Annotated in this window: 18 protein-coding genes, 5 tRNA genes and 3 rRNA genes; 7 read left to right on the forward strand and 19 right to left on the reverse strand. The window is 52.0% G+C overall.

All coding sequences use genetic code 11. The features are described 5' to 3' along the window. Nucleotides 1-141 precede the first annotated feature (141 nt). Nucleotides 142-1,860 carry a dihydroxy-acid dehydratase gene (gene ilvD / locus H924_RS10815; protein ID WP_015651997.1) on the forward strand — a complete coding sequence of 573 codons (1,719 nt, stop codon included), beginning with the start codon at nt 142-144 and terminating at the stop codon, nt 1,858-1,860. 146 nt (nt 1,861-2,006) lie between these two features. Here ilvD and rrf read toward each other — a convergent pair. The 3 genes from rrf to H924_RS10830 form a co-directional block, all read right to left on the reverse strand. Beyond that, nucleotides 2,007-2,123: ribosomal RNA gene (rrf, locus tag H924_RS10820) — 5S ribosomal RNA — on the reverse strand. A 124-nt stretch (nt 2,124-2,247) separates the two neighbouring features. Then, nucleotides 2,248-5,329, reverse strand: a 23S ribosomal RNA gene (locus H924_RS10825). A gap of 386 nt (nt 5,330-5,715) precedes the next feature. Further along, nucleotides 5,716-7,239 (reverse strand): 16S ribosomal RNA (locus H924_RS10830). Together the 16S, 23S and 5S rRNA genes form the textbook arrangement of a ribosomal RNA operon. A 2-nt stretch (nt 7,240-7,241) precedes the next feature. Here H924_RS10830 and H924_RS10835 point away from each other — a divergent pair. Then, nucleotides 7,242-7,508: a hypothetical protein gene (locus H924_RS10835; protein ID WP_015650010.1), complete on the forward strand. Its 267-nt coding sequence runs from the start codon at nt 7,242-7,244 to the stop codon at nt 7,506-7,508. A 349-nt stretch (nt 7,509-7,857) separates the two neighbouring features. Here H924_RS10835 and murA read toward each other — a convergent pair whose 3' ends face one another. After that, nucleotides 7,858-9,114 carry a UDP-N-acetylglucosamine 1-carboxyvinyltransferase gene (gene murA, locus H924_RS10840; protein ID WP_015651998.1) on the reverse strand — a complete coding sequence of 419 codons (1,257 nt, stop codon included), beginning with the start codon at nt 9,112-9,114 and terminating at the stop codon, nt 7,858-7,860. A gap of 60 nt (nt 9,115-9,174) precedes the next feature. On the opposite strand from murA, the gene H924_RS10845 reads away from it, so the two are divergent. After that, nucleotides 9,175-9,777, forward strand: coding sequence for a cob(I)yrinic acid a,c-diamide adenosyltransferase (locus H924_RS10845; RefSeq protein ID WP_029703049.1), 603 nt, complete (start codon nt 9,175-9,177; stop codon nt 9,775-9,777). Between the two features lie 28 nt (nt 9,778-9,805). On the opposite strand, the gene ramA is transcribed toward H924_RS10845, so the two are convergent. Next, complete coding sequence (gene ramA / locus H924_RS10850; protein ID WP_015652000.1) at nt 9,806-10,651, reverse strand: acetate metabolism transcriptional regulator RamA; 846 nt, start codon at nt 10,649-10,651, stop codon at nt 9,806-9,808. A gap of 676 nt (nt 10,652-11,327) precedes the next feature. On the opposite strand from ramA, the gene cysK reads away from it, so the two are divergent. Next, nucleotides 11,328-12,263, forward strand: coding sequence for a cysteine synthase A (gene cysK / locus H924_RS10855; RefSeq protein WP_015652001.1), 936 nt, complete (start codon nt 11,328-11,330; stop codon nt 12,261-12,263). A gap of 108 nt (nt 12,264-12,371) precedes the next feature. After that, complete coding sequence (gene epsC, locus H924_RS10860) at nt 12,372-12,938, forward strand: serine O-acetyltransferase EpsC (protein ID WP_015652002.1); 567 nt, start codon at nt 12,372-12,374, stop codon at nt 12,936-12,938. Between the two features lie 64 nt (nt 12,939-13,002). On the opposite strand, the gene H924_RS10865 is transcribed toward epsC, so the two are convergent. The 11 genes from H924_RS10865 to H924_RS10915 all read right to left on the reverse strand — a co-directional run bounded on the left by H924_RS10865 (nt 13,003) and on the right by H924_RS10915 (nt 20,045). Then, nucleotides 13,003-13,296 carry a GNAT family N-acetyltransferase gene (locus H924_RS10865; RefSeq protein WP_015652003.1) on the reverse strand — a complete coding sequence of 98 codons (294 nt, stop codon included), beginning with the start codon at nt 13,294-13,296 and terminating at the stop codon, nt 13,003-13,005. 105 nt (nt 13,297-13,401) lie between these two features. Further along, nucleotides 13,402-13,474 (reverse strand) — tRNA-Phe (locus H924_RS10870). Nucleotides 13,475-13,506: 32 nt separating this feature from the next. After that, nucleotides 13,507-13,580: transfer RNA gene (locus tag H924_RS10875), tRNA-Asp, on the reverse strand. A 130-nt stretch (nt 13,581-13,710) separates the two neighbouring features. Then, nucleotides 13,711-14,595, reverse strand: a complete 885-nt coding sequence (sucD, locus tag H924_RS10880; protein ID WP_015652004.1) for a succinate--CoA ligase subunit alpha — start codon at nt 14,593-14,595, stop codon at nt 13,711-13,713. A gap of 25 nt (nt 14,596-14,620) precedes the next feature. Beyond that, nucleotides 14,621-15,808 (reverse strand): ADP-forming succinate--CoA ligase subunit beta, encoded by a 1,188-nt coding sequence (sucC, locus tag H924_RS10885; protein WP_015652005.1) that lies wholly within the window; start codon nt 15,806-15,808, stop codon nt 14,621-14,623. Between the two features lie 286 nt (nt 15,809-16,094). Next, nucleotides 16,095-16,168: transfer RNA gene (locus tag H924_RS10890), tRNA-Asp, on the reverse strand. Between the two features lie 44 nt (nt 16,169-16,212). Beyond that, a tRNA-Glu gene (locus H924_RS10895) sits at nt 16,213-16,285 on the reverse strand. A 162-nt stretch (nt 16,286-16,447) separates the two neighbouring features. Beyond that, nucleotides 16,448-17,185 (reverse strand): DsbA family oxidoreductase, encoded by a 738-nt coding sequence (locus tag H924_RS10900; RefSeq protein ID WP_015652006.1) that lies wholly within the window; start codon nt 17,183-17,185, stop codon nt 16,448-16,450. Between the two features lie 219 nt (nt 17,186-17,404). Beyond that, on the reverse strand, nt 17,405-18,118 hold the full coding sequence (locus H924_RS10905) for a CPBP family intramembrane glutamic endopeptidase (RefSeq protein WP_029703048.1): 714 nt from the start codon (nt 18,116-18,118) through the stop codon (nt 17,405-17,407). A 206-nt stretch (nt 18,119-18,324) separates the two neighbouring features. Then, nucleotides 18,325-18,397: transfer RNA gene (locus H924_RS10910), tRNA-Lys, on the reverse strand. 139 nt (nt 18,398-18,536) lie between these two features. Beyond that, entirely contained in the window at nt 18,537-20,045 is a 1,509-nt protein-coding gene (locus tag H924_RS10915) for an acetyl-CoA hydrolase/transferase family protein (RefSeq protein ID WP_015652008.1), read from the reverse strand. 413 nt (nt 20,046-20,458) lie between these two features. Here H924_RS10915 and dusB point away from each other — a divergent pair, with 413 nt between their 5' ends. Continuing rightward, nucleotides 20,459-21,604 carry a tRNA dihydrouridine synthase DusB gene (gene dusB, locus H924_RS10920; protein WP_015652009.1) on the forward strand — a complete coding sequence of 382 codons (1,146 nt, stop codon included), beginning with the start codon at nt 20,459-20,461 and terminating at the stop codon, nt 21,602-21,604. Between the two features lie 95 nt (nt 21,605-21,699). After that, nucleotides 21,700-22,449, forward strand: a complete 750-nt coding sequence (gene phoU / locus H924_RS10925) for a phosphate signaling complex protein PhoU (RefSeq protein ID WP_015652010.1) — start codon at nt 21,700-21,702, stop codon at nt 22,447-22,449. Between the two features lie 94 nt (nt 22,450-22,543). On the opposite strand, the gene pstB is transcribed toward phoU, so the two are convergent. From pstB to pstC, 3 genes are read right to left on the reverse strand one after another with little or no spacing between them, the layout of a single operon-like run. Then, the gene (pstB, locus tag H924_RS10930; RefSeq protein ID WP_015652011.1) at nt 22,544-23,317 is read right to left on the reverse strand and encodes a phosphate ABC transporter ATP-binding protein PstB; all 774 of its coding nucleotides are present in this window, start codon (nt 23,315-23,317) and stop codon (nt 22,544-22,546) included. Between the two features lie 42 nt (nt 23,318-23,359). After that, the gene (gene pstA, locus H924_RS10935) at nt 23,360-24,283 is read right to left on the reverse strand and encodes a phosphate ABC transporter permease PstA (protein WP_015652012.1); all 924 of its coding nucleotides are present in this window, start codon (nt 24,281-24,283) and stop codon (nt 23,360-23,362) included. Nucleotides 24,284-24,298: 15 nt separating this feature from the next. Further along, complete coding sequence (gene pstC / locus H924_RS10940) at nt 24,299-25,366, reverse strand: phosphate ABC transporter permease subunit PstC (protein ID WP_015652013.1); 1,068 nt, start codon at nt 25,364-25,366, stop codon at nt 24,299-24,301. Nucleotide 25,367 lies beyond the last annotated feature (1 nt).

Genomic DNA, 25,367 nt, shown 5'->3' on the forward strand with positions numbered 1-25,367 from the left:
CACTAAATGCCTGCTCAGGACATAAAATGCCAAGCAACTTTGGATAGCCTGCCAGTTATACACAGGCCTACACAGGGGCAGATCTAGGCGCTTATTAGAACAGAGGTGTCTTAATTCACGAATATGCGTAGGCTCATTGCTATGAATCAGCCACAGAACGATCCTCAAAAAGAGGTAGATATCAAACCTCGCTCCCGCGATGTCACCGATGGAATTGAGCGCTCCGCTGCCCGCGGCATGCTCCGTGCCGTCGGTATGGGTGACGATGACTGGGCCAAGCCCCAGATCGGTGTTGCCAGCTCCTGGAATGAAATCACTCCCTGTAACCTCACCCTGAAAAAGCTCGCTGGCTTTGCCAAAGAAGGCATCCATGCCGCCGGTGGCTATCCCCTCGAGTTCGGTACCATTTCAGTTTCCGATGGCATCTCGATGGGACACGAAGGAATGCACTATTCCCTCGTCTCTCGCGAAGTCATCACCGACTCTGTTGAAACCGTCATGAGCGCCGAGCGCCTTGATGGATCCGTCTTGATGGCAGGTTGCGATAAGTCCATTCCTGGCATGCTCATGGCTGCCGCCCGTTTGAACCTCTCCTCTGTATTCCTCTACAACGGCTCCACCATGCCAGGCACCGCACGCCTATCAGATGGCACCGAAAAAGAGGTCACCCTCATCGACGCTTTTGAAGCCGTCGGAGCCTGCCGTGCCGGCAAAATGAGCGAAGCAGACGTAGACGCCATCGAGCGAGCAGTCTGCCCAGGCGAAGGTGCCTGTGGTGGCATGTACACCGCCAACACCATGGCATCAGCCGCAGAGGCAATGGGCATGTCACTCCCAGGTTCTGCTGCCCCACCAGCCATCCACCGCGACCGTACCCAGTACGCACGCCGTTCTGGCCAGGCTGTTGTTGGTTTGCTAGAAAAGGGCATCACCGCCCGCGACATCATTACCCGCGAATCCCTGCTCAACGCAGTCGCTGTAGTCATGGCGCTCGGTGGCTCCACCAACGCCGTCCTCCACCTCATGGCAATTGCCCACGAGGCAGAGGTTGACCTTAAGCTCTCCGACTTCAACGAAATCGGCGATAAGGTTCCACACCTTGGCGACCTCAAGCCATTCGGCCGCTACGTCATGAATGACGTATTTAAGATCGGTGGCATTCCGGTAGTCATGAAAGCGCTTCTCGACGCCGGCCTCATCGACGGCAGCTGCCTTACGGTCACCGGCAAAACCGTTGCAGAAAACCTGGCGGACATTAACCCACCAGACCCTGACGGCAAGATCCTGCGTGCAATCAATAACCCAATCCACGCCACCGGTGGACTCAGCATCCTCAGCGGCAGCCTTGCCCCAGAAGGTGCTGTTGTAAAGTCCGCTGGATTCGACGCTGACCGCTTTGAGGGCACTGCACGAGTATTTAACCAAGAGCAGCCCGCCATGGATGCAGTGCTTAATGGAGAACTTAAGAAGGGTGATGTTGTCATCATCCGTTATGAAGGTCCAAAGGGTGGTCCTGGTATGCGAGAGATGCTTGCTATCACCGGCGCTATCAAGGGTGCTGGCATTGGTAAAGATGTCTTGTTGATCACCGACGGCCGTTTCTCCGGTGGTTCCACAGGTTTGTGCATCGGCCACGTATCCCCAGAAGCTGTCGACGGCGGACCTATCGCACTGGTAGAAGATGGCGACCCCATCTTGGTTGATATTCCATCTAGGCGTATTGATCTTCTAGTTGATGAAAGTGTCCTGGAAGAGCGACGAACCCGACTTGTTCACCCTGATAACCATCGTCTGCATGGTGTCTTGGGCAAGTACGCAAAGCTCGTTCAATCGGCTTCAGTAGGCGCAATCACCACCTAAAAAACCAAAAGGAGGGGTGGAGCGCACAAATAGTGCGCTCCACCCCTCCTTCTTTTTGTCGTTTGTTTTGTTGCATGCGAAAAAGCAGTGCTGGGAACAAGAAAAGAATTCTTGTTCCCAGCACTGCTTTTTCTAATTAAGTTTTAGGTCGGCGGTAACCTACTCTCCCACACCCTCCCGAGTGCAGTACCATCAGCGTAACCAGGCTTAGCTTCCGGGTTCGGAACGGGACCGGGCGTTTCCCTGCTACTATCACCACCGACACAACCAACCACCACACCACAAAAAATGATGCGTGTTGTGTCAAATACTGCATAGTGGACGCGAGCAAATCTTTTTGCTATTTTTCGTTACGTTTTGCGTATCACCAACAACCCTAAAGTTGTTTGTGTTTTGTTGTCGGTAAATTAGTACCAGTCACCTCCACACCTTACAATGCGTCCAGATCTGGCCTATCAACCCCATAATCTATAGGGAACCTCAAAAGAAACCTCATCTCGAAACAGGCTTCCCGCTTAGATGCTTTCAGCGGTTATCCCTTCCGTACGTAGCCAACCAGCCCTGCTCCTGGCGGAACAACTGGCACACCAGAGGTACGTCCGTCCCGGTCCTCTCGTACTAGGGACAGCCTTCCTTAAGTTTCAACGCGCGCGGCGGATAGAGACCGAACTGTCTCACGACGTTCTAAACCCAGCTCGCGTGCCGCTTTAATGGGCGAACAGCCCAACCCTTGGGACCTACTCCAGCCCCAGGATGCGACGAGCCGACATCGAGGTGCCAAACCATCCCGTCGATATGGACTCTTGGGGAAGATCAGCCTGTTATCCCCGGGGTACCTTTTATCCGTTGAGCGACACCACAACCACAAGTTGGTGCCGGATCACTAGTCCCGACTTTCGTCCCTGCTCGAGTTGTCACTCTCACAGTCAAGCTCCCTTGTGCACTTACACTCACCACCTGATTACCAACCAAGCTGAGGAAACCTTTGGGCGCCTCCGTTACATTTTGGGAGGCAACCGCCCCAGTTAAACTACCCACCAGGCACTGTCCCCAACCCAGATCATGGGCCAAGGTTAAGACATTCAATCCGATCAGAGTGGTATTTCACCAACGACTCACACACAACTAGCGTCATATGATCGAAGTCTCCCACCTATCCTACACAAACCGAATCAAACACCAATACCAAGCTATAGTGAAGGTCCCGGGGTCTTTTCGTCCTGCCGCGCGTAACGAGCATCTTTACTCGTACTGCAATTTCACCGGGCCTGTGGTTGAGACAGCAGGGAAGTCGTTACGCCATTCGTGCAGGTCGGAACTTACCCGACAAGGAATTTCGCTACCTTAGGATGGTTATAGTTACCACCGCCGTTTACTGGGGCTTAAATTCTCAGCTTCGCCTTTAACAGCTAACCGGTCCTCTTAACCTTCCAGCACCGGGCAGGCGTCAGTCCGTATACATCAACTTAAACGTCTTCGCACGGACCTGTGTTTTTAGTAAACAGTCGCTTCCCTCTATTCTCTGCGACCACCACACGCTCCCACCGCAAAGGTGTTCACCTATGATGGCCCCCCTTCTCCCGAAGTTACGGGGGCATTTTGCCGAGTTCCTTAACCACAGTTCACCCGAACGCCTTAGTATTCTCTACCTGACTACCTGTGTCGGTTTAGGGTACGGGCCGAATATGTACATCGCTAGAGGCTTTTCTCGACAGTACAGGATCACCAACTTCACCCCAAAAGGGCTCTGCATCACGCCTCACACATTAATAGTTGGCGGATTTACCTACCAACAGTGCTACACGCTTACACCACAATCCAATAAGTGGCTTAGCTACCTCACTGCGTCACCCCATCACTTAGCTACTACCAGATCAGGTCCCACGCAAACCACAACCACACATCATCAAAGATGACACATGGAAGCATTCGGGTGGTTAGTATCACTGATTCACCATGGTCGCACACACTCGGGTACGGGAATATCAACCCGTTATCCATCGACTACGCCTGTCGGCCTCGCCTTAGGCCCCGACTCACCCTGGGAAGATTAACTTGACCCAGGAACCCTTAGTCATCCGGCGGATGAGTTTCTCACTCATCATTCGTTACTCATGCCTGCATTCTCACTCGCACACACTCCACAACACCATTACCAGGCTGCTTCAACGCGTGCACGACGCTCCCCTACCCAACAACACAATAAAGTATCATTGCCGCGGCTTCGGCGGTGTGCTTAAGCCCCACTACATTGTCGGCGCGGAATCACTCGACCAGTGAGCTATTACGCACTCTTTCAAGGATGGCTGCTTCTAAGCCAACCTCCTGGCTGTCTTCGCGACCCCACCTCCTTTTCCACTTAGCACACCCTTAGGGGCCTTAGCCGGCGATCTGGGCTGTTTCCCTCTCGACTACGAAGCTTATCCCCCGCAGTCTCACTGCTGTGCTCTGACTTACCGGCATTCGGAGTTTGGCTGATGTCGCTAAGATGTTGGTCCCGCTAAACCATCCAGTAGCTCTACCTCCGGCAAGAAACACACAACGCTGCACCTAAATGCATTTCGGGGAGAACCAGCTATCACGGAGTTTGATTGGCCTTTCACCCCTACCCACAACTCATCCCCTCAGTTTTCAACCTAAGTGGGTTCGCGCCTCCACAAAGTCTTACCTCTGCTTCACACTGGCCATGGGTAGATCACTCCGCTTCGGGTCCAAGACATGCCACTAACACACCCTATTAGGATTCGGTTTCCCTACGGCTACCCCACACGGGTTAACCTCGCGACATGCCGCTGACTCGCAGGCTCATTCTTCAAAAGGCACGCCATCACCCCACAAGTGAGGCTCTGACGGATTGTAAGCACACGGTTTCAGGTACTATTTCACTCCCCTCCCGGGGTACTTTTCACCATTCCCTCACGGTACTAATCCGCTATCGGTCATATCAAGTATTCAGGCTTACCGGGTGGTCCCGGCAGATTCACAGCAGATTCCACGAGCCCGCTGCTACTTGGGAAAAACAACCACACACACCAACTGATCTTCGCGTACAGGACTATCACCTTCTACGGCAGGCGTTTCCACACCACTTCCACTAATCAATTAACCATGTGCCAGTGTCCGGCAGAACACACACGCTGTAACCCCACAACCACCTACATGTAACCCCTGCCGGGTATCACACACATAAGCTTTAGCCATCATCCACGTTCGCTCGCCACTACTAACGGAATCACAATTGTTTTCTTCTCCTACGGGTACTGAGATGTTTCACTTCCCCGTGTAAACCTCCCAACCGGCTATATATTCACCGGCAGGTAACCACACATTACTGCAGCTGGGTTTCCCCATTCGGACATCCTCGGATCAACGCTTAGTTGGCAACTCCCCGAGGCATAACGCAGCCTCTCACGTCCTTCATCGGCTTGATATGCCAAGGCATCCACCGTGTGCTCTTAAAAACAAAACACTAAGACAACACACCAACAAACACTCAAACAAGCATTCATCGTGTGTCACGTTCGGATACACAAAAAAATATACAAAAAATAAAGATGCTCGCGTCCACTATACAGTTCTCACACAACACACCATCACCACCACCAACCACACACAACCGTGCACAATCACTGGATAATCATGATCTGATGAAGAAACAACACATTACATGTCATTTCAGACACCCAACAGCATGCCACCTATTTTTATCTTCCCCCACAGAGAGAAGTGTTTACCACACCAAGGGTCATCTCCACCCGATTAATTTGTGTTGATGGCAACCACACATGGGTTCCAACACCAACAACCCATACAACCCAACAACTGTTGAGGATGAGTTTATTTAAAGCTCCTTAGAAAGGAGGTGATCCAGCCGCACCTTCCGGTACGGCTACCTTGTTACGACTTCGTCCCAATCGCCGATCCCACCTTCGACAGCTCCCCCCTAAAAGGTTGGGCCACTGGCTTCGGGTGTTACCAACTTTCATGACGTGACGGGCGGTGTGTACAAGGCCCGGGAACGTATTCACCGCAGCGTTGCTGATCTGCGATTACTAGCGACTCCGACTTCATGGGGTCGAGTTGCAGACCCCAATCCGAACTGAGGCCGGCTTTAAGAGATTAGCTCCACCTTACGGTGTGGCAACTCGCTGTACCGACCATTGTAGCATGTGTGAAGCCCTGGACATAAGGGGCATGATGATTTGACGTCATCCCCACCTTCCTCCGAGTTAACCCCGGCAGTTTCTCATGAGTGCCCACCATCACGTGATGGCAACATAAGACAAGGGTTGCGCTCGTTGCGGGACTTAACCCAACATCTCACGACACGAGCTGACGACAACCATGCACCACCTGTATACCGACCACAAGGGAAAACGTATCTCTACGCCGATCCGGTATATGTCAAGCCCAGGTAAGGTTCTTCGCGTTGCATCGAATTAATCCACATGCTCCGCCGCTTGTGCGGGCCCCCGTCAATTCCTTTGAGTTTTAGCCTTGCGGCCGTACTCCCCAGGCGGGGCGCTTAATGCGTTAGCTGCGGCACAGAAGACGTGGAAGTCCCCTACACCTAGCGCCCACCGTTTACGGCATGGACTACCAGGGTATCTAATCCTGTTCGCTACCCATGCTTTCGCTCCTCAGCGTCAGTTACTGCCCAGAGACCTGCCTTCGCCATTGGTGTTCCTCCTGATATCTGCGCATTTCACCGCTACACCAGGAATTCCAGTCTCCCCTACAGCACTCAAGTTATGCCCGTATCGCCTGCACGCCCGGAGTTAAGCCCCGGGATTTCACAGACGACGCGACAAACCACCTACGAGCTCTTTACGCCCAGTAATTCCGGACAACGCTCGCACCCTACGTATTACCGCGGCTGCTGGCACGTAGTTAGCCGGTGCTTCTTCTCCAGGTACCGTCAATTTAACTCTTCGTCCCTAGCGAAAGGAGTTTACAACCCGAAGGCCTTCATCCCCCACGCGGCGTCGCTGCATCAGGCTTTCGCCCATTGTGCAATATTCCCCACTGCTGCCTCCCGTAGGAGTCTGGGCCGTGTCTCAGTCCCAATGTGGCCGTACACCCTCTCAGGCCGGCTACCCGTCGACGCCTTGGTAGGCCATTACCCCACCAACAAGCTGATAGGCCGCAGGCTCATCCCACACCGCAAAAGCTTTCCACACACCACCGTAAAGATAGTGTGTCCTATTCGGTATTAGACCCAGTTTCCCAGGCTTATCCCAAAGTGCAGGGCAGATTACCTACGTGTTACTCACCCGTTCGCCACTAATCCACCTAGCAAGCTAAGCTTCATCGTTCGACTTGCATGTGTTAAGCACGCCGCCAGCGTTCGTCCTGAGCCAGGATCAAACTCTCCACAAAATATGAAAAAAAATCAAGGCCGTGAAAAGCCCAAAACCCAGCCAACAACAAACAACCAACCACCACAAAAAAGGGTGATTGACTGGCTGTTAACCAAAAATAATGGTTATAAAAATAAAACAAAAAACGTTCCCCACCAACCCGACGGGGTCAAAGAGTGGGAAACAAAAGTGTTCTACCACAACCATGCACAAAAACTAAAACACACCCCAAAGAGCATGTTCCTTATTTACAGTGGTGGGATATATGCAACCCACCACCCGGCATGACCAACCCCAAACCATGTTTGGGGATTATGGTAAACATAATAAAATAAATGGCACACTATTGAGTTCTCAAACAACATACACATACCCAGTCAACATCAATCTAAAGTTTGATTTTGCCTTAAGCAGCTTGTTTGACTCTACACTCTATGTTCAGAAGAAAGCAACTTGGCTTAACTTCCGAAGAAGATTTGGAGTCTGTCTGCGTTTTCTTTCTGCTTTGCTCAGTTGTTTTAATTTCTGAACCGCAGTCGGTCGCGCTGACTTGGAATAATTTACACAGACCGCCGAGCATTAACAAACCTCCAGGTCAACCGAGGTTTCACTGGAGGTCTTTTAAGGCTATGCAGGTTTAGGAGCTCACTCTTTCAATCTGAGCACCTAGTCTTTGCAGATTTTCCACAAAGTTGGGGTACCCGCGGTCAATGTGGAAAACATCGTGAACCTCAGTAACTCCATCCGCACACAGCGCAGCAAGGACCAAGCCGGCGCCTGCTCGAATATCGGAGGACCAGACAGAAGTAGAAGAGAGCTGTTCAATTCCTCGGATAACTACATGGTGTCCATCAACTGCCGCGTCTGCCCCGAGGCGCATCATCTCATCAACAAACCGGAAGCGGGATTCAAAAACATTCTCCGTAATAACAGAGGTGCCTTCGGCAACTGCGTTGATACCAATTGCCATGGGCTGCAGATCGGTAGGAAATCCGGGGAAAGGAAGAGTCTGATAGTCGGTGGCATCAGGACGGCGGTTCATTTGCACGCGGAATCCGTTTTCAAAGGTTTCCACCTTGGCGCCAGCCAACTTAAGCTTTTCCAAAGGCAAATGCAGGTAACGCGGTGCGATTCCGCCAACGGTGATATCACCACGGGTCATTGCAGCAGCGTAAGCCCAGGTACCGGCAACGATACGGTCACCAATAACTTCGTGGTTGGTAGGGGAAAGCTTTTCTACACCGTCAATGATGATGGTTGGAGAACCTTCTCCCTCAATCTTTGCGCCCATGGAACGCAGCATGCGGCAAAGATCAACAATTTCAGGCTCGCGAGCTGCGTTATCCAATACTGTGCGGCCTTCTGCCATGACAGAAGCCGTCAGAATATTTTCGGTGGCACCAACGGATGGGAAATCCAACGTAATTTCGGCACCAACCAAGTGCTCAGCCTCGGCAACTACTGCACCGTGGGAGATGCGGGTGGTCGCTCCCAGTTTTTCCAGGCCACTTTGGTGCATGTCCAAGGGGCGAGATCCAATAGCATCGCCACCTGGCAAGGACACCACTGCCCTACCGCAGCGTGCAGTAAGTGGTCCAAGAACACAGACAGATGCACGGAATTGGGTAACTGCTGGGAAATTGGCATCGGAACTTAAGTCGGCTGGAGTTGTGATTGTCACGGTTGAACCGTCAATCTCCACTTCACAGCCAAGTCCGACCAAGACATCACGCATCAGCGGAACATCAAGAATTTCTGGGCAGTTGGTGAGGGTGGTTGTTCCCTCTGCCAAAAGTGCTGCTGCCATGAGCTTCAAAACACTGTTTTTTGCACCATCGACTTTCACTGATCCGTGTAGTCGGGCTCCGCCTGTCACTAAAAATCTGTCTTTCACCAGCCCCACCTTAACCGTCTCTGCAACGGCAAGTGGAAATGCCCGCTAAATTTGGAAATTATGGCTGTTCACCTCACTAAAATTTATACGCGCACCGGCGATGATGGCAATACCGGTTTGGCGGATTTTTCCCGCGTCTCTAAGGATGACCCCCGCCTTATCGCCTACGCAGACACCGATGAAGCCAATTGCGCCATCGGCACTGTGCTCGCACTAGGCAACCCGCCTGCAGAAATGACTCGCCTGCTCCAAGCAATTCAAAATGACCTTTTTGATGTCGGTGCGGACCTGGCAACCCCAATCGAGGAAAACCCTAAATATCCACCATTGCGAGTGCTGCCGGGTTATATCGACAGATTAGAAGCAGAATGCGATAAGTGGAATGAGGATCTTCCACCTTTGGATTCCTTTATTTTGCCGGGAGGTACGCCAGCGGCTGCACTGCTACATAATGCGCGTGCAATTACCCGCCGAGCAGAACGCGCAGCATGGGTCGCCCACCGCGAATTCCCCGATTCCACCTCAGCTTTACCCGGAAAATATCTCAATCGGCTGAGTGACTTGTTATTCATATTGGCCCGTGCCACCAACCTAAAAGAAGGTGACATCAAATGGATTCCTGGTGGTCAGCATCAAAAAAATATCCCTGAGCAGCCAGAATAAAGGCCACGCAGGGGTAAAGGGCTAAAGATCAGGGCAAAGCGCCAATGCGTCGAGCTGCATTAACTGCTTCATAGCGAGTATGTGCACCCAGCTTGCGCATCACCGAGCGCAAGTAGCTCTTAACGGTTTCTGCGCCGATGCCCATTTCTTCGGCGGCTTCGACATTGGTGTGTCCCAGCGCAACACAAGCCAGCACGTCGAGCTCACGGGCAGACAACTTGGTGGTTTGCTTGATGCGAACTGGAGTGACCATTTGATCGCAAAGCTCTTCGAGGTCGCGACGTAGGTCTTCGTCGGTAACGCGGTTTGCCAACATGCGCAGCTTGGAGTGGGTGGAGCGCACCTGCTCCCACTCCGCCCCGTTCATGATCCGGTTAGATTTCAGGGAACCGCGACCGTCTGCGGCGCCGGTGCGTCGCAAAGCAGAGTTAATTGCAAGGTTTTGTTCCAAGGTGCGAGCGGTCATGGTCACTTCTTCAATGACGGTATCGCCCAAACGAACTGAAGAATGCACACCCACATAAAGCACGCCACGGATTTCACGGTGCACAATTACGGGAACAGCGACGATGGAATGCAGCCCCTCGTCCTGGATGGCGGCATCTTTTTCATGGGAGATGACATTTGCGCGGGTGTAATCACTCACGCCGACGGGACGGCGGGTGGCAACAACGCGTCCACCCACACCAACACCTGGCTCAATCACAAGATTTTGCAAGGCAGGAGTCCGCAGACCCACCCATTGAGTAATCTGCAGCCTATTGTCCGGCAAAACGGTGGCAAACATTGTCACTGGAATGCCGGTGGCAGTTTTCAGAGATGTTAACGCCGAACGAATAGCATCTTCATCATCTTTGATCCGCTGGGTATCCACCTGTAGATCTCCTCCTGCTTTACACCCGTGCTGGTACACCCGAAGATCTCCACACGAATTACATTCTTCCAACAGACGTACAGTATACCGCCCCTTTGGGGGTGAACATAGTCGGACGTAAATGCAAATTTGTTGGCAACACTTATTGGATCTATTGATTTTCGGGGGTATTTTAGAAAGTTCCCCACCCCCTATCCAATACCCCCGCACATTCTACACGGTTGCCCCCGTTACATAATCTGCAGTTCACACTACTTTTTGAAGCGAAACCCCACACTGCAAGCCAAGGTCAAAGCGCAAACACGTCGTTCACCCCCATTTGTGGTGATCGACCCCCTCCCACTAGGGCAAAAAAGTGGCATAGAACACTTTTTAAGAGCAGGAAATCCTGAAATTATTGGACCACTCTGGAAAAAATTGCATAAATTCCTGAAATTACCCCCGTCGAAAATGCTTTAAAAACCCGCTTTTCGACGCCGCCCTGCGGGCGGATGCTTAAACAAAAAAATTCACCTCAAATAAACAATTCTAGCTGCAAGAACTTACCTGTCTATAGAATATGGACAGGACTGTCTATTTGCGCGACTTGTTTTTGTGTACACTTTCCTATTAGAGGCTGCTTCGCGTAGTCCCGATGAACTTTAAAAAACCACTTCTCGTTAGGAGCACACCCTTCATGGGCAACGTGTACAACAACATCACCGAAACCATCGGTCGCACCCCACTGGTCAAGCTCAACAAGATTACTGAGGGTCTGGACGCCACCGTTTTGGTTAAGGTTGAATCCTTCAACCCAGCAAACTCCGTTAAGGACCGTATCGGTCTAGCAATCATCGAAGCTGCTGAGAAGTCCGGCGAGCTTAAGCCAGGCGGCACCATCGTTGAGGCTACCTCCGGTAACACCGGTATCGCACTAGCAATGGTTGGCGCTGCACGCGGCTACAACGTTGTGCTCACCATGCCAGAGACCATGTCCACCGAGCGTCGCGTTTTGCTGCGCGCTTATGGTGCAGAGATCATCCTGACCCCAGGTGCTGCCGGCATGCAGGGCGCAAAGGACAAGGCAGACGAGATCGTTGCAGAGCGCGACAACGCAATTCTTGCTCGCCAGTTCGAGAACGAGGCAAACCCAGCTATCCACCGCGCAACCACCGCTAAGGAAATCCTCGAAGACACCGACGGCAACGTTGACATCTTCGTAGCAGGTTTTGGTACCGGCGGAACCATCACCGGCGTTGGCCAGGTCCTCAAGGAGAACAACGCAGACGTAAAGGTTTACGCTGTTGAGCCAGAGGCTTCCCCACTGCTGACCACCGGCAAGGCTGGCCCTCACAAGATTCAGGGCATCGGCGCTAACTTCATCCCTGAGGTTCTTGACCGCAAGATCCTGGATGATGTTTTGACCATCTCCAACGAGGATGCTGTTGCATTCTCCCGCAAGTTGGCTGTTGATGAGGGTATCCTCGGCGGTATCTCCACCGGCGCAAACATCAAGGCTGCGCTGGACTTGGCTGCAAAGCCAGAGAACGCTGGCAAGACCATCGTCACCGTCATCTGCGACTTCGGTGAGCGTTATGTCTCCACCGTTCTTTACGAAGACATTCGCGACTAATCTTTAAGAGATAAAAACCGCCGGTGTTTTATACACCGGCGGTTTTTTGATGAATATTTCTCTGTCACCGTTCAACTTCGTCTAGAAGGTCGCTGTTAGACTGCCCATATGCTTTCGTTCCTAAAGATGATCCGTGAAGACCTCGCCAACGCCCGTGACCATGATCCGGCAGCGCGAGGCGACTTAGAAAATGCGATCGTCTATTCTGGCCTGCACGCAATTTGGGCACACCGAGTAGCTCACCGCCTGTGGAAGGCCGGATTCCGTGGGCCCGCACGTGTTCTTTCCCAGGCCACTCGCTTCCTCACCGGAATTGAAATTCACCCCGGCGCCACCATTGGCCGCCGTTTCTTTATTGACCACGGTATGGGCATTGTTATTGGTGAGACTGCCGAAATTGGTGATGGCGTAATGCTTTATCACGGTGTCACCTTGGGTGGACAGGTACTTACCCAAACCAAGCGCCACCCCACCTTGGAAGATAATGTCACCGTCGGCGCTGGCGCGAAGGTGCTTGGCCCTATCACCATTGGTGCAGGGTCTGCTATCGGTGCCAATGCCGTTGTGACCAAGGATGTTCCAGCTGAGCATATTGCAGTAGGAATTCCTGCAGTTGCGCGTCCACGTGGCAACGCGGAGAAAATTAAGCTTGTTGACCCTGACTACTACATCTAAACATCGCTTTTAGCCCGCCTCCACAAGATCCAGTATGGCGGGCTTTTTGCGTCGAAAAGCGCTTTTATTTTTTGAGGTCTTGGTATTCCGGATTCTTCTTAATAAAAGCAGCCACTGCCGAGCAAGCATCATGAATTCGAATGCCGGCGGCGCGGGAATCATCAAAGGCAAATTTAATCAGCGGTGCTGACAAGCCCTGGCCCCGGAATTCTGGCTTAATGACGGTGTGGTTGAAATTGCGGAAGTCAGTGCCGTCCACATAGCTAGAAAAACCGGCTGGAGTGCCGTCTACGCTAATAACATAACGTTTTTGTCCCTCATTGTGGACAACTTCAATGTTGCCGTTATTTTCGCTCATGCGCGTGCTCCTCAGGTTGGGGTGAAAATCCGTTGTTTCCTTTTATACCTGAGAACGCAAAATCACCCCGGCCTATTCCATGAGAATAAACTGGGGTGAATCTTGTGGCTAGAGCCGGGATCGAACCGGCGACCTTCCACTTTTCAGGCGGATGCTCTACCGACTGAGCTATCTAGCCAGGGGCTGCTCTACATTGTAGACCAACTCCAGCGACCCTGACGGGACTTGAACCCGCGACCTCCGCCGTGACAGGGCGGCGCGCTAACCAACTGCGCCACAGGGCCTTAAAGCCGTGCACCTTTTCAGTGTTTGTCACACTGTCCTGCGCACAGATGAATACTCTACACAGACCGCCTTAAATGCCACAAATCAGCAGGTAAAGCGCAAAAACTAAGGCTCTAAAACACACTTTATTTACAAGGTTGCAATTACTTCTCTCATCAAACGTGCAGTTTCGCTAGGAGTGGTACCTACCCGCACCCCTACTGCCTCCAAAGCTTTCTTCTTTGCTTGTGCGGTACCTTGAGAGCCATTCACAATGGCGCCAGCATGTCCCATGGTTTTACCCTCCGGGGCGGTAAAGCCCGCCACATATCCAACTACTGGTTTGGTGACATGCTGTGCAATATAGTCCGCAGCGCGCTCCTCAGCATCGCCTCCGATCTCACCGATCATGACAATGGCGGAGGTCTCAGGATCCGCTTCAAAGGCTTCCAGCGCGTCAATATGGGTGGTTCCAATGATGGGGTCACCTCCGATGCCGATAGCTGTGGAAATGCCAATATCAGCAAGCTCGTACATCATCTGATAAGTCAGCGTGCCCGACTTGGAGATCAAACCAATTGGACCTTTGCCAGCGATGGTGGCCGGGGTAATTCCCGCCAAAGATTCTCCCGGAGTAATAATCCCTGGACAATTAGGCCCAATAATGCGGGTTTTACCCACCTTTTTGACATAAGCCCAGGCCTCTGCAGTATCGCGCACTGGGATTCCCTCTGTAATAACCACACAAAGCGGAATATGAGCATCAATTGCTTCAATGATGGCGTCTTTAGCAAAAGCTGGTGGTACAAAAATAACGGTCACATCAGCGCCAGTTGCTTCCATTGCGGCTGCCACGGTTCCAAAAACTGGCAGTTCCTGATTATTAATAAGCACGGTCTGGCCAGCTTTGCGGGGATTTGTACCGCCAACCAGCTGCGCTCCGGAGGCTAAAATTCGGCGCGCATGTTCAGAGCCTTCTGAACCAGTAATACCTTGGATAATGATGCGGGAATCTGCATTAAGGAAAATAGACACTTTTTAATCCTTTTTCTAGCGTGGCTTAGTTATCGGCAGTTGCAAAACGCTGGGCGGCGAGCTCTGTAGCTTTATCAGCTGCAGCGTCCATGCCGTCTACCAAGGTGACAAGCGGGTGGTCATATTCCGCCAGAATCCGGAGGCCTTCCTCCACATTGTTGCCATCAAGGCGCACTACCAAAGGCTTGGTTGCATGCTCCCCGAGTGTCTCCAAAGCGCCAACAATCCCTCGAGCCACCACATCACATGCAGTGATGCCCCCAAATACATTGACAAAAATGCTTCTTACCTGCGCGTCCCCCAAAATCACGTCAAGTCCAGCAGCCATTGATTCAGCAGAGGCACCGCCGCCAATATCGAGGAAATTCGCCGGTTTTTGACCACCGTGCTTCTTGCCAGCCTCAGCAACAATGTCCAAGGTGGACATTACTAGTCCGGCGCCATTGCCAATAACTCCTACCGAGCCATCAAGTTTGACGTAGTTAAGGTCATTTCTCTTGGCTTTAAGTTCCAACAGATCTAAACCACCAGCAGATTCCGCCAAAGCTGCGCGGTTTTCATGGCGAAAGTCGGCGTTTTCATCCAGCGTGATCTTGCCATCCAGCGCCACAATTTCTCCAGCAGTGGTGAGCACCAAAGGATTTACTTCCACCAAGGTGGCTTCTTCTTCGTAATAAACTTTATAAACCTGCATTAGCACTGGAATCACTTTTTCGGCAGTTTCAGGCTCAAAGCCGGCAGCCTGCACAATTTCGCGTGCCTTGGCCTCATCAATACCAACAAGTGGATCAACTTCTACTTTGGCAAGTGCAGCAGGATTTTCTTTTGCAAGAAGTTCAATATCCATTCCGCCTTCCACCGAGCACATTGCCAGGTAAGAGCGATTCGCGCGATCTAACAGAATGGAAAAATAGTATTCTTCCGCGATTTGTGCACCTTGGGCCACCATTACTTGATCTACAACATGGCCTTTAATAGACATTCCAAGTATTTCACTGGCGGCGGCATAAGCCTCTTCAGGAGTAGACACCACCCGCACTCCGCCAGCTTTGCCACGGCCGCCCACTTTTACCTGAGCCTTGATAACAGTTACCCCACCGATTTCAGCCGCTGCCTCGCGCGCGGAATCGGGAGTAGAAGCAACAATTCCTTTGAGGACTGGTACTTCATGAGCTGCAAAAAGATCGCGTGCCTGAAACTCAAAGATGTCCATTGTTCCCCTCTTCCAGCCCGCAGCAAGGTGGGCCTAAAACTCCAAATCTGGTGATGCTGCACGCGGAATTTTGGGAAGTTACCCAACACATATGGTGTAGCTCACTTTTTATAATTTCTTGTGAAGTCTAACACTTTAGGATTAGCAAGAAACAACACTTGGAGATTTATTAAGGGACTCTTAGATATTCAAGCCAATGGGTCACGGCAACGCTATGCCTGGAAAACAAAAAAACAGAGGGTGCCCATTCAATAAAGAATGTGCACCCTCTGTATATGCATTATTGCGACCCTGACGGGACTTGAACCCGCGACCTCCGCCGTGACAGGGCGGCGCGCTAACCAACTGCGCCACAGGGCCTAATTGCTGCATTTCACTGCTGCTACCCCTCAAAGGGGAAGCAGTACTCCCAACGGGATTCGAACCCGTGTCGCCGCCGTGAAAGGGCGGTGTCCTAGGCCCCTAGACGATGGGAGCTCGTCGCTCTCGGCGACTGGATAAGAATATACGTGACTTTTTTTAATACGCAAAATCGCGCGCTGAGCTGCGGTTTTAGTGGCCACTTTGCAACACCTTATGACACCAAAGACTGCAAAAGGCACCCACTTAAAAAGTGAGCGCCTGGTTCAGCGGGAGTAACTAGTTGCAGTTTCCATCAATGGAGCAGGAATCGCCTTCAATTACCTCAAATGGGCTTTGGGGGTTTGCTTCCGCCCACTCATCAAATGACTTTTCGATCGTTCCAGCAAATACCTCTGGCTGCTGGGCACCGCTAATGGCGTATTTGCGGTCAAAAACGAAGAATGGAACACCCTGCACACCCAGCTGACGAGCTTCAAAAACATCCTGCTGGACTTCATTGGTGTAGGCATCGGATTCCAAAACTTCGCGCACCTTAGCGCCATCCAGACCTACAGACTCCGCAACCTTGACCAGCTCATCAAGGTCATCGATATTGCGACCATCCACAAAATGAGCCTTGAACAAAGCCTGCGTAACTTCTTTTTGCTTGCCTTGTTCCTTGGCAAAGTGGGTCAGGCGGTGCGCATTAATAGTATTAGCAGCCAAGGTTTCTTCAGAGTTCATTTCCAAACCTGCAGCTTGAGCCATCTGCTCAACACGTGCGTTCATCTGCTTTGCCTGTTCAACAGTCACACCCTTGGTTTCGGACAACATCTCCGAAGTAGAGCGAAGTGGATAGGTTTCTAAACCTGGCGAAAGTTCAAAGCTCTTGTACTCAACTTCGATGCGGTCATCATTAGCAAATTCTGCAAGCGCATCTTCAAGGCGCTTTTTGCCGATATAACAAAATGGGCACATGATGTCGCTCCACACTTCAATTTTCATTTTGGTGGATGCGGGAGTGGAAGTAGTCATAGCAAAACCTTCTTCTAAGTTGCGTTAGTCTCTTCTTCCAACCGCTTCTCCCCCATTGCTATTCCCGCAGCATTTGGGATTAAGGAATGCGCAACCACCAGCAGGTAGGCGTCGAAAAGCGTTTTGGGGTAGTTGCGCCCTTAAGGGCGCGTTAATGCTTTTCGACGTCGGCTTCTAGCAATTTTTTTGGGGTCAGCTCTGCGTTGGCCAGCGCCGAGTTTAAACAAAAATGACGGCGAACATTACGATTGCAGCCCCGAGTGAAGTAATTGTGGTGCCTAAATTATCTCCACGATCGAGCGTGGCAAAGATAAGATTTAGCCCCAAATGCACAATTGTAGCCGGGATAAGACGTTGCAGCAGTGAGCCTTGAAAAATTGTAGTGATGGTTAAACTCATAAAAGTAGTGGTCAAGGCAAAAATTAGGACCGGAACTAGGCCTAATCCCCAATAGCCGAGGTGAGTTGCACCAAAGATGAATCCGGCAATTGCTGAAACTACTGCGGGCCGGGCAAGCTCTTCTCCGGTTTGCTGTACAACGCCGCGCCAACCACATTCTTCTGCAAAGGCACCCAACAGTTGCAGCCCCAAAAACACCACAATAGGTGCTCCCGCATTAATTCCTGCAAAGTGTGGAGTCCTGCCTGATATGAGCATCAAGATACTGCTAAACGTTAGTACTGCAATGAGTGCAAAAACCGTGCTTTGTGTTAGACGCCTGGTTGAAGTTCCAGTCCAGCTCCACGGAAACGAGGAGGGACGCAGCCACACAATAATGCTCGCAGCTAATGGCGCCAGCATCACGACGGAAAATACGTCAAAAGGGATGTTTAAAGCATCTTGTACCAGCGGTGCAAGCGCGGCGAAAACCGCTAGCAGCACAGTCCAAACTGCCAACAATAATTTTGGTCGGCCTCTGAGGTCACTCGTCACCGGAATCGCCTCCTAATTAGTGATCACAGAGATCAATGGCATGAGCTTATGTAATTCTAGGAAGAGGATAAATTCTTGGACTTATATTTAAGTGAACTCTGTCGAAACTCTTGGTCCGGTTCCTGGTTCGGTCCTCAGCCTGCTACGGCAGACACCCTGGACATAGGAAAACCCTCGCTCACTTAAACAGTGAACGAGGGTAATTGTGGGCCCATTGGGACTCGAACCCAAGACCTGCGGATTAAAAGTCCGTAGCTCTACCAACTGAGCTATAGGCCCAACTCAGACAATATTAGTACATCTATCTTGCGCTTAAAAATCGACCCCCAGTTTCTTTCAACCAAGGCTCTTAGCTGCAGATATGGAAAAACCATCACTCTGCAAATGTACCGAGTGATGGTTTCGACTCATGGAGGAATTAGCCCTTCATGGAGCCGTTCTTCGCGAGGTTGATGTGGAAATCAAACGCGGTTGCAAGGTCATGAGGGGTCTGCATGAACTTGTTGTCGCCGGAGGTTGCGCGCTCGTAGTACTCCTCCAGCAGTGGGCGGTAATCAGGATGTGCCAAAGCAATCATCTTGGAAACGCGCTCACGTGGAGCCAGACCACGCAGGTCAGCATAACCGTACTCAGAGATAACGACCATAACGTCGTGCTCGGTGTGGTCAATGTGGGAAGCGAAAGGAACGATCGCAGAGATTGCGCCGCCCTTTGCCTCTGAAGGGGTGATGAAGCTGGAGATGTAGCCGTTCCGGGTGAAGTCGCCGGAGCCACCGATGCCGTTCATGACGCGGGAGCCGGAAACGTTGGTGGAGTTAACGTTGCCGTAGATATCAGCCTCGATAAGACCGTTGGTGGCAATGAGGCCGACGCGACGGATAACCTCTGGGTGGTTGGAGATCTGCTGTGGGCGCAGGATGATGGACTCGCGGTAGCGCTTAGCGTCGTTGTTCATCTTCTCTGCGTACTCAGGAGAGAGGGAGAAAGAGGTTGCAGAAGCAACGGTCATCTTGCCGGCGTCGATAAGGTCGACCATGCCATCCTGGATAACCTCGGTATAAGCCTGAATGTTCTCAAACTTGGACTCCAGCAGGCCTGCCATCACAGCGTTAGGCACGTTGCCCACGCCGGACTGCATGACATAACCATCGTAGGAAAGACGGCCAGCCGCAACTTCACTTTCGAGGAAGTCAAGGAAGTTGCCCGCGATCTTCTGAGAGACCTCGTCGACAGGCTTAAATGGCGCGTTACGGTCTGGGGTGTTGGTCTCAACAATTGCGACAACCTTGTCGGTGTCGAATTCAATGTACGTCTTACCAATGCGGTCACCTGGTTTGTTGATCGGCACAGCAATACGGTTTGGCAGTGCAGGTACAGACCAGATGTCGTGCATACCCTCGAGCTCTGCGGACTGCCAGGAGTTGACCTCGATGATGACCTTTTCGGCAGCGTTGAGGTACTCCACATTATTACCAACGGAGGAAGAAGGAACTAGGTAGCCTTCTTCGGTGATGCGGGTTGCTTCAATAATGGCAACGTTAAGCTTGCCAAAGAAGCCTTCTTCAACCTGCTGACCAGAGTGGGAAAGGTGGATATCGGAGTATCCCATCTTGCCCTCGTTGATCTTGCTACGCATGATTGGATCAGAGGCATAAGGCATACGCCAGCGAACTGCATCGGCTTCAGCCAAGACGCCATCGCAGTCAGGTGCGGTAGAGGCGCCAGTGAACAGGTCGATGGCGTAATCATTGCCCGCATTGTGTGCTTCTTTAGCGCGGTTTGCAATAGCGGTTGGCAAAGCCTTTGGGTAGCCAGCGCCGGTAAATCCTGACATGCCCACCTTGTCACCAGGGTTGACAAACTGTGCAGCCTCTTCAGCGGACATGATCTTGGAGCGCAGCTTCTCCGAAGCAATGCGATCAGACATTCTTTACCTCCTCAGGTAGTTGGCTCTAGTCCAGCCCATAACACCACCTTTAAAAGAAAGGCAGTAGTTTTCAGCGGTTTAAACCAACGGTCACGTTGATGTAGAGCACCTCAACCCCAGGACGTGCAGCATTGGCAGTAATCAAATAGAAGATACGGCTAAGTCACGACTTGAAGGGTCTTATGATGTACCCCACTTTTAATATGTTGTGTCACCAGAATAAACCATTACGCGATGAAATGCCCGAATTCACCTGTTAGAGAGGTGTTTTGAGCAGTGCACATGCGTTTTTGGCACGTGGAGCCTATTTAAGGGCATAGGTGATCCGCATTGTCCCATATATAAAAGCGCGAATCTTTCACATACCTCATCGGGCATTTTGCCTTTAGCACAATGAGAGAGACAATAGTTAGGTGACTCTTAAGATCGGCCCCTTTGACCTCTCCTCCCCCGTGATCCTGGCTCCCATGGCCGGGGTCACTAACGTTGCGTTCCGCACCCTGTGCCGCGAACAAGAAATGCAGCGTACCGGGACGGTTTCTGGCCTTTATGTCTGTGAAATGGTGACCGCACGTGCCCTCGTGGAGCGCAATGAAAAAACCATGCACATGACCACTTTTGCACCTGATGAAAATCCTCGCAGCTTGCAGCTTTATACGACCGATCCCAAGTACACCTATGAAGCAGCGCGAATGATCGTCGAGGAAAACTTGGCCGATCATATTGATATGAACTTCGGCTGCCCCGTGCCAAAAGTAACTCGCCGCGGTGGCGGATCTGCGATCCCTTATAAGCGTCGACTCTTTGAGAACATCGTTTCTGCTGCCGTTAAAGCAACTGAGGGAACTGATATTCCGGTAACCGTGAAGTTTCGCGTGGGTATTGATGATGAGCACCATACCCACCTGGATGCTGGCCGCATTGCCGTTGATGCAGGTGCCAAGTCCGTTGCTTTGCATGCCCGCACCGCAGCTCAGCGTTATTCCGGCGACGCTAATTGGGATGAGATCACTCGCCTCAAGGAGCACCTAGCTGATACTGGCATTCCGGTACTGGGCAATGGCGATATTTTTGCTGCTGCCGATGCCACCCGCATGATGGAACAAACTGGCTGCGATGGTGTAGTTGTAGGCCGTGGCTGCTTGGGCCGCCCATGGCTTTTTGCAGAGCTTTCGGCAGCTGTACGCGGTGTGGAAATTCCTGCAGAACCTACCTTTGGCGAAGTTACTCGTATCATTTTGCGCCATGCTGAGCTGTTGATGCAGCACGATGGCGAGACCAAAGGCCTGCGCGATTTGCGTAAGCATATGGGCTGGTACTTGCGCGGATTCCCAGTGGGTGGAGATTTCCGCGCTAACCTGGCGCGCGTATCCACCTATCAGGAACTCGAAGGCTTACTGGCTCCTTGGGCTGACTCCACAGCACTAGCAGTCGATGCTGAAGGTGCTCGTGGACGCCAAGGCGCACCTGCAAAGGTAGCCCTTCCAGATGGTTGGTTGGATGATCCAGAGGATGCAACTGTGCCTGAAGGTGCAGAAATGGAAAACTCCGGCGGCTAACTCCAATAGTGGGACTAGCCCCATTATTAGGTAATTCCATTACCACCTTTCCGTTGAGAGCGCGCAATGTCACAATCGCGCTTATAGTGAAATTCATGCGCACTGCATATAGACAGCAATTGGACGAATTCGCACATGACCTCATCATTTTGTGCGATGTAACGAAGGACTGCATCACTAAGGCAACGGATGCTTTGATGCGCACTTCCCTGGCTTCTGCCGAAGGTGCGCTTTCAAATGCTGACCAACTAGAAGAAGTACGCCTGCGTTGTGAATCCCAAGCTGTTGGTCTCTTAGCACTGGAAACGCCCGTGGCTCGCGATCTGCGCCAAGTAGTCTCCTCCATTTATATTGTGGAGGATTTCACTCGTATGGGTGCACTCGCCATCCACATCGCCAATTCTGTGCGCCGCCGCTACCCAGACCCAGTGGTCCCTGATGATATGCAGGGGTTCATCAGGGAAATGGCGCGCTTGGTTAGCTCAATGACTGATAGCATTCGGCAGATTCTGATTGACCCCAATCCCGATGTGGCTTTGGAGATGACGGCCAATGATGACGCTGTGGACGATCTCCACCAACATATTATGCGAGTGCTCACTTCCCGCCCGTGGCCTTATAGCACACGCTCTGCAGTGGATGTAGCTCTGCTCTCGCGTTTCTATGAGCGCTATGCTGACCACACAGTCAATGTCGCAGCACGCATCATTTACCTCGCTACTGGTCTGCAGCCCGAGGAGTACATACGCAAGCGTGAGCAGAAGCAGATCGAAGCGGACGTTGAAAAGCGCTGGGCTGAACTGGAGCGACAGTTCCGCAATAGCAATAAAGACCGCGAGATTTAGGCGTCGAAAAGCGCTTTTCGACGTGCCCCAGGTGCGCAAAAACCGCCGCCCCAGCGTAAGTGCTGGGGCGGCGGTTTTTTTGAGTTTTTAAAACTTATCCGAAGCGGCCGGAGATGTAATCTTCGGTTTCCTTCTGATCTGGGTTCTCAAAGATCTTCTTGGTTGGTCCGATTTCGACCAAGCGACCTGGCTTGCCAGTGGCCTCCAAGGAGTAGAACGCAGTCTGATCGGACACGCGTGCAGCCTGCTGCATGTTGTGGGTAACGATCACGATGGTGAATTCTTCCTTGAGCTCGTGGATTAGGTCCTCAACAGCCAAGGTGGAGATTGGGTCTAGAGCGGAGCAAGGCTCATCCATGAGCAGAACTTCTGGTTCAACCGCAATTGCGCGAGCGATGCATAGACGCTGCTGCTGACCACCGGAGAGGCCTCCGCCTGGCTTGTCCAGACGATCCTTTACCTCTTCCCAGAGGTTTGCGCCACGCAAGGACTTCTCCGCGATTTCCTTGAGCTTCTTCTTGTTCTTCTCACCGGAGAGTCGCAGACCTGCAACCACGTTGTCCTCGATGGACATGGTTGGGAATGGGTTAGCCTTCTGGAAAACCATGCCGATGGTGTTACGAACGGCTACTGGGTCGATCTTGGAGCCATAGATGTTCTCGCCATCAAGCAGAATGTCACCCTTGACATAAGCACCTGGGGTGACCTCGTGCATGCGGTTGATGGAGCGTAGAACGGTGGACTTACCGCAACCGGAAGGTCCGATGAAAGCGGTGACAGAACGTGCAGGTACTTCGAGGTTGACGTTCTGAACGGCGTGGAAATCGCCGTAGTAGATATTGACATCACTGAGCTTGAGCTTCGACATCGCTGTGGATTCTCCTGTTGTTTTTCTTAAAAGATTTGTGGTTTATTGCTTGACTGAGAACTTGGCGGAAATGATGCGTGCGCCGATGTTCAATACGGCGATGATGAGCACCAGGGTCAGTGCCGCGCCCCACAGCTTGTCCAGCGTTGCTGGAGCGGTACCGGCCTTGTACATATCAAGCATCATCAGTGGCAAGGAAGCCTGTGGTCCAGCAAATGGGTTCCAGTTGATGGCCTGGGAGGAACCAACCAAGACTAGAACTGGTGCGGATTCACCCATCACACGAGCAACTGCCAGCATGACACCGGTGACAATGCCGGAGAGTGCGGTTGGGAGCACGATCTTGGCGATGGTCTTCCACTTAGGAACACCCAATGCGTAAGAAGCTTCACGCAGGTCCTGTGGCACCACGCGCAGCATTTCTTCGGTGTTGCGGATGATAACCGGAACCATGAGGATAACCAGTGCCAAAGACACTGCGAATCCGGAGCGCTCGAAGCCAAAGAGCACAATCCACATGGAGTAGACGAACAAAGCGGCAACGATGGAAGGAACACCGGTGAGGATGTCAACCATGAAGGTGGTGATGCGACCCAAGCGGTTTCCATTGGAATACTCCACCAAGTAGATGGCGGTGAAGATACCGATTGGGATGGAGATTACAGAGGTGATCAGTGCCTGCATGAAGGTACCGATCATTGCGTGTGCAGCGCCGCCACCTGGCAGCATCAGCATGACGCCGGCCTGAGATTTTGTCCACCATTCGGCGGTCAGGGTTGGAGCCAGACCCTTGGAGATTACGGTCCACAGCACCCAAACCAAGGGAACTGCAGCCAAAGCCATCGCAAAGTAAATGATGACAGTAGCGAAAGTGTTTACGGACTTACGGCTAGAGGAGATATCAGAGAAGGCAGAGCTCTTCTTCAATGGCTCATCCATGCGCGGAGTGGCGATATTGTTAGTCATATTCTTTGGCCTCTTCTACTTTCCGCGGTTAACCATGGCGCGAGCGCCAGCGTTGACGATAAAGGTGAGGGCGAACAGCACCAGACCAGCAGCGATATAAGCGCCTGCGCGGGTATTGTCATTGAACTCAGGTGCAGCGTTCGCGATGGCAGTTGCAAAGGTTGTACCGCCGTCGAAAAGTGAGAAGCGGAATGCCGAGGATGGGGAAACCACCATGTACAGTGCCATGGTCTCACCCAGTGCACGTCCTAGACCCAGCATTGCGCCGGAGACATAACCGGACATACCGAATGGCAACACGGTCATGCGGACAACTTCCCAGCGAGTAGCACCGAGGGCAAGAGCTGCCTCAACGTGGCCCTTTGGAGTCTGCACAAAAACCTCACGTGCAGTTGCAGCGATAACCGGCAAAATCATCACTGCCAGCACGATGCCACCGGTGAGCATGTTACGGCCGGTAGCAAAGGATGGGGAGTTTGCGTAGGTAGCAAAGAGGAAGAATCCGCCGCCCCAGCTGGAAACCCATTCATAAAAACCAGAAAGTGCTGGTCCGAGCACCTGCCAGCCCCAGAGGCCATAGACGATGGAAGGAACTGCGGCAAGCATGTCCACCATGTATCCAAGTGGCTTAACCAAGCGCTTTGGAGAGTAGTTAGACAAGAAGATTGCAATTCCAAGTGCAATTGGCATTGCAATAAGCAGCGCGATTACTGAGATCAGCAAGGTTGCCGCAAGCAGATTTGGAATACCGAAGTACATTGCTTGAATGTTCCTGGTGTCCCAGGCTTCGGAATAAGTAAAGAATCCGCCAAAACCTTCTGCGTTGCGCATCAAGGCTGGGATGGCACGCCAGATAAGGAATGCTGCAATAGCCACAATAATGACGGAGATGATTGCTGCGGAAGCAGTGGACAGGAACTCGAAAATTCGGTCGCCGGGGCGCTTAACGCTTCCGCCACCTTCTGCGACGATTTTCTTGGAAGGCTTTGTCTGAGCGGAGTTAGCGTTTGTAGGCACGCTATGTGCTTCGACTTTGGATGAATCCAAGTCTCGCTGCTCCGTTACTGACTCATTACTGGCCATT

The organism is Corynebacterium callunae DSM 20147 (genome assembly GCF_000344785.1).
GTDB lineage: Bacteria > Actinomycetota > Actinomycetes > Mycobacteriales > Mycobacteriaceae > Corynebacterium > Corynebacterium callunae.

Excerpts from the sequence above, each read along its gene's own strand:
- phoU (WP_015652010.1), top strand. The coding sequence starts at position 21,700 with ATGCGCACTGCATATAGACAGCAATTGGACGAATTCGCACATGACCTC.
- H924_RS10835 (WP_015650010.1), top strand. The coding sequence starts at position 7,242 with ATGAAAAAAAATCAAGGCCGTGAAAAGCCCAAAACCCAGCCAACAACA.
- pstB (WP_015652011.1), bottom strand. The coding sequence starts at position 23,317 with ATGTCGAAGCTCAAGCTCAGTGATGTCAATATCTACTACGGCGATTTC.
- cysK (WP_015652001.1), top strand. The coding sequence starts at position 11,328 with ATGGGCAACGTGTACAACAACATCACCGAAACCATCGGTCGCACCCCA.
- ilvD (WP_015651997.1), top strand. The coding sequence starts at position 142 with ATGAATCAGCCACAGAACGATCCTCAAAAAGAGGTAGATATCAAACCT.
- sucC (WP_015652005.1), bottom strand. The coding sequence starts at position 15,808 with ATGGACATCTTTGAGTTTCAGGCACGCGATCTTTTTGCAGCTCATGAA.
- H924_RS10845 (WP_029703049.1), top strand. The coding sequence starts at position 9,175 with ATGGCTGTTCACCTCACTAAAATTTATACGCGCACCGGCGATGATGGC.
- pstA (WP_015652012.1), bottom strand. The coding sequence starts at position 24,283 with ATGACTAACAATATCGCCACTCCGCGCATGGATGAGCCATTGAAGAAG.
- H924_RS10900 (WP_015652006.1), bottom strand. The coding sequence starts at position 17,185 with ATGACTACTTCCACTCCCGCATCCACCAAAATGAAAATTGAAGTGTGG.
- H924_RS10915 (WP_015652008.1), bottom strand. The coding sequence starts at position 20,045 with ATGTCTGATCGCATTGCTTCGGAGAAGCTGCGCTCCAAGATCATGTCC.
- pstC (WP_015652013.1), bottom strand. The coding sequence starts at position 25,366 with ATGGCCAGTAATGAGTCAGTAACGGAGCAGCGAGACTTGGATTCATCC.
- epsC (WP_015652002.1), top strand. The coding sequence starts at position 12,372 with ATGCTTTCGTTCCTAAAGATGATCCGTGAAGACCTCGCCAACGCCCGT.
- H924_RS10865 (WP_015652003.1), bottom strand. The coding sequence starts at position 13,296 with ATGAGCGAAAATAACGGCAACATTGAAGTTGTCCACAATGAGGGACAA.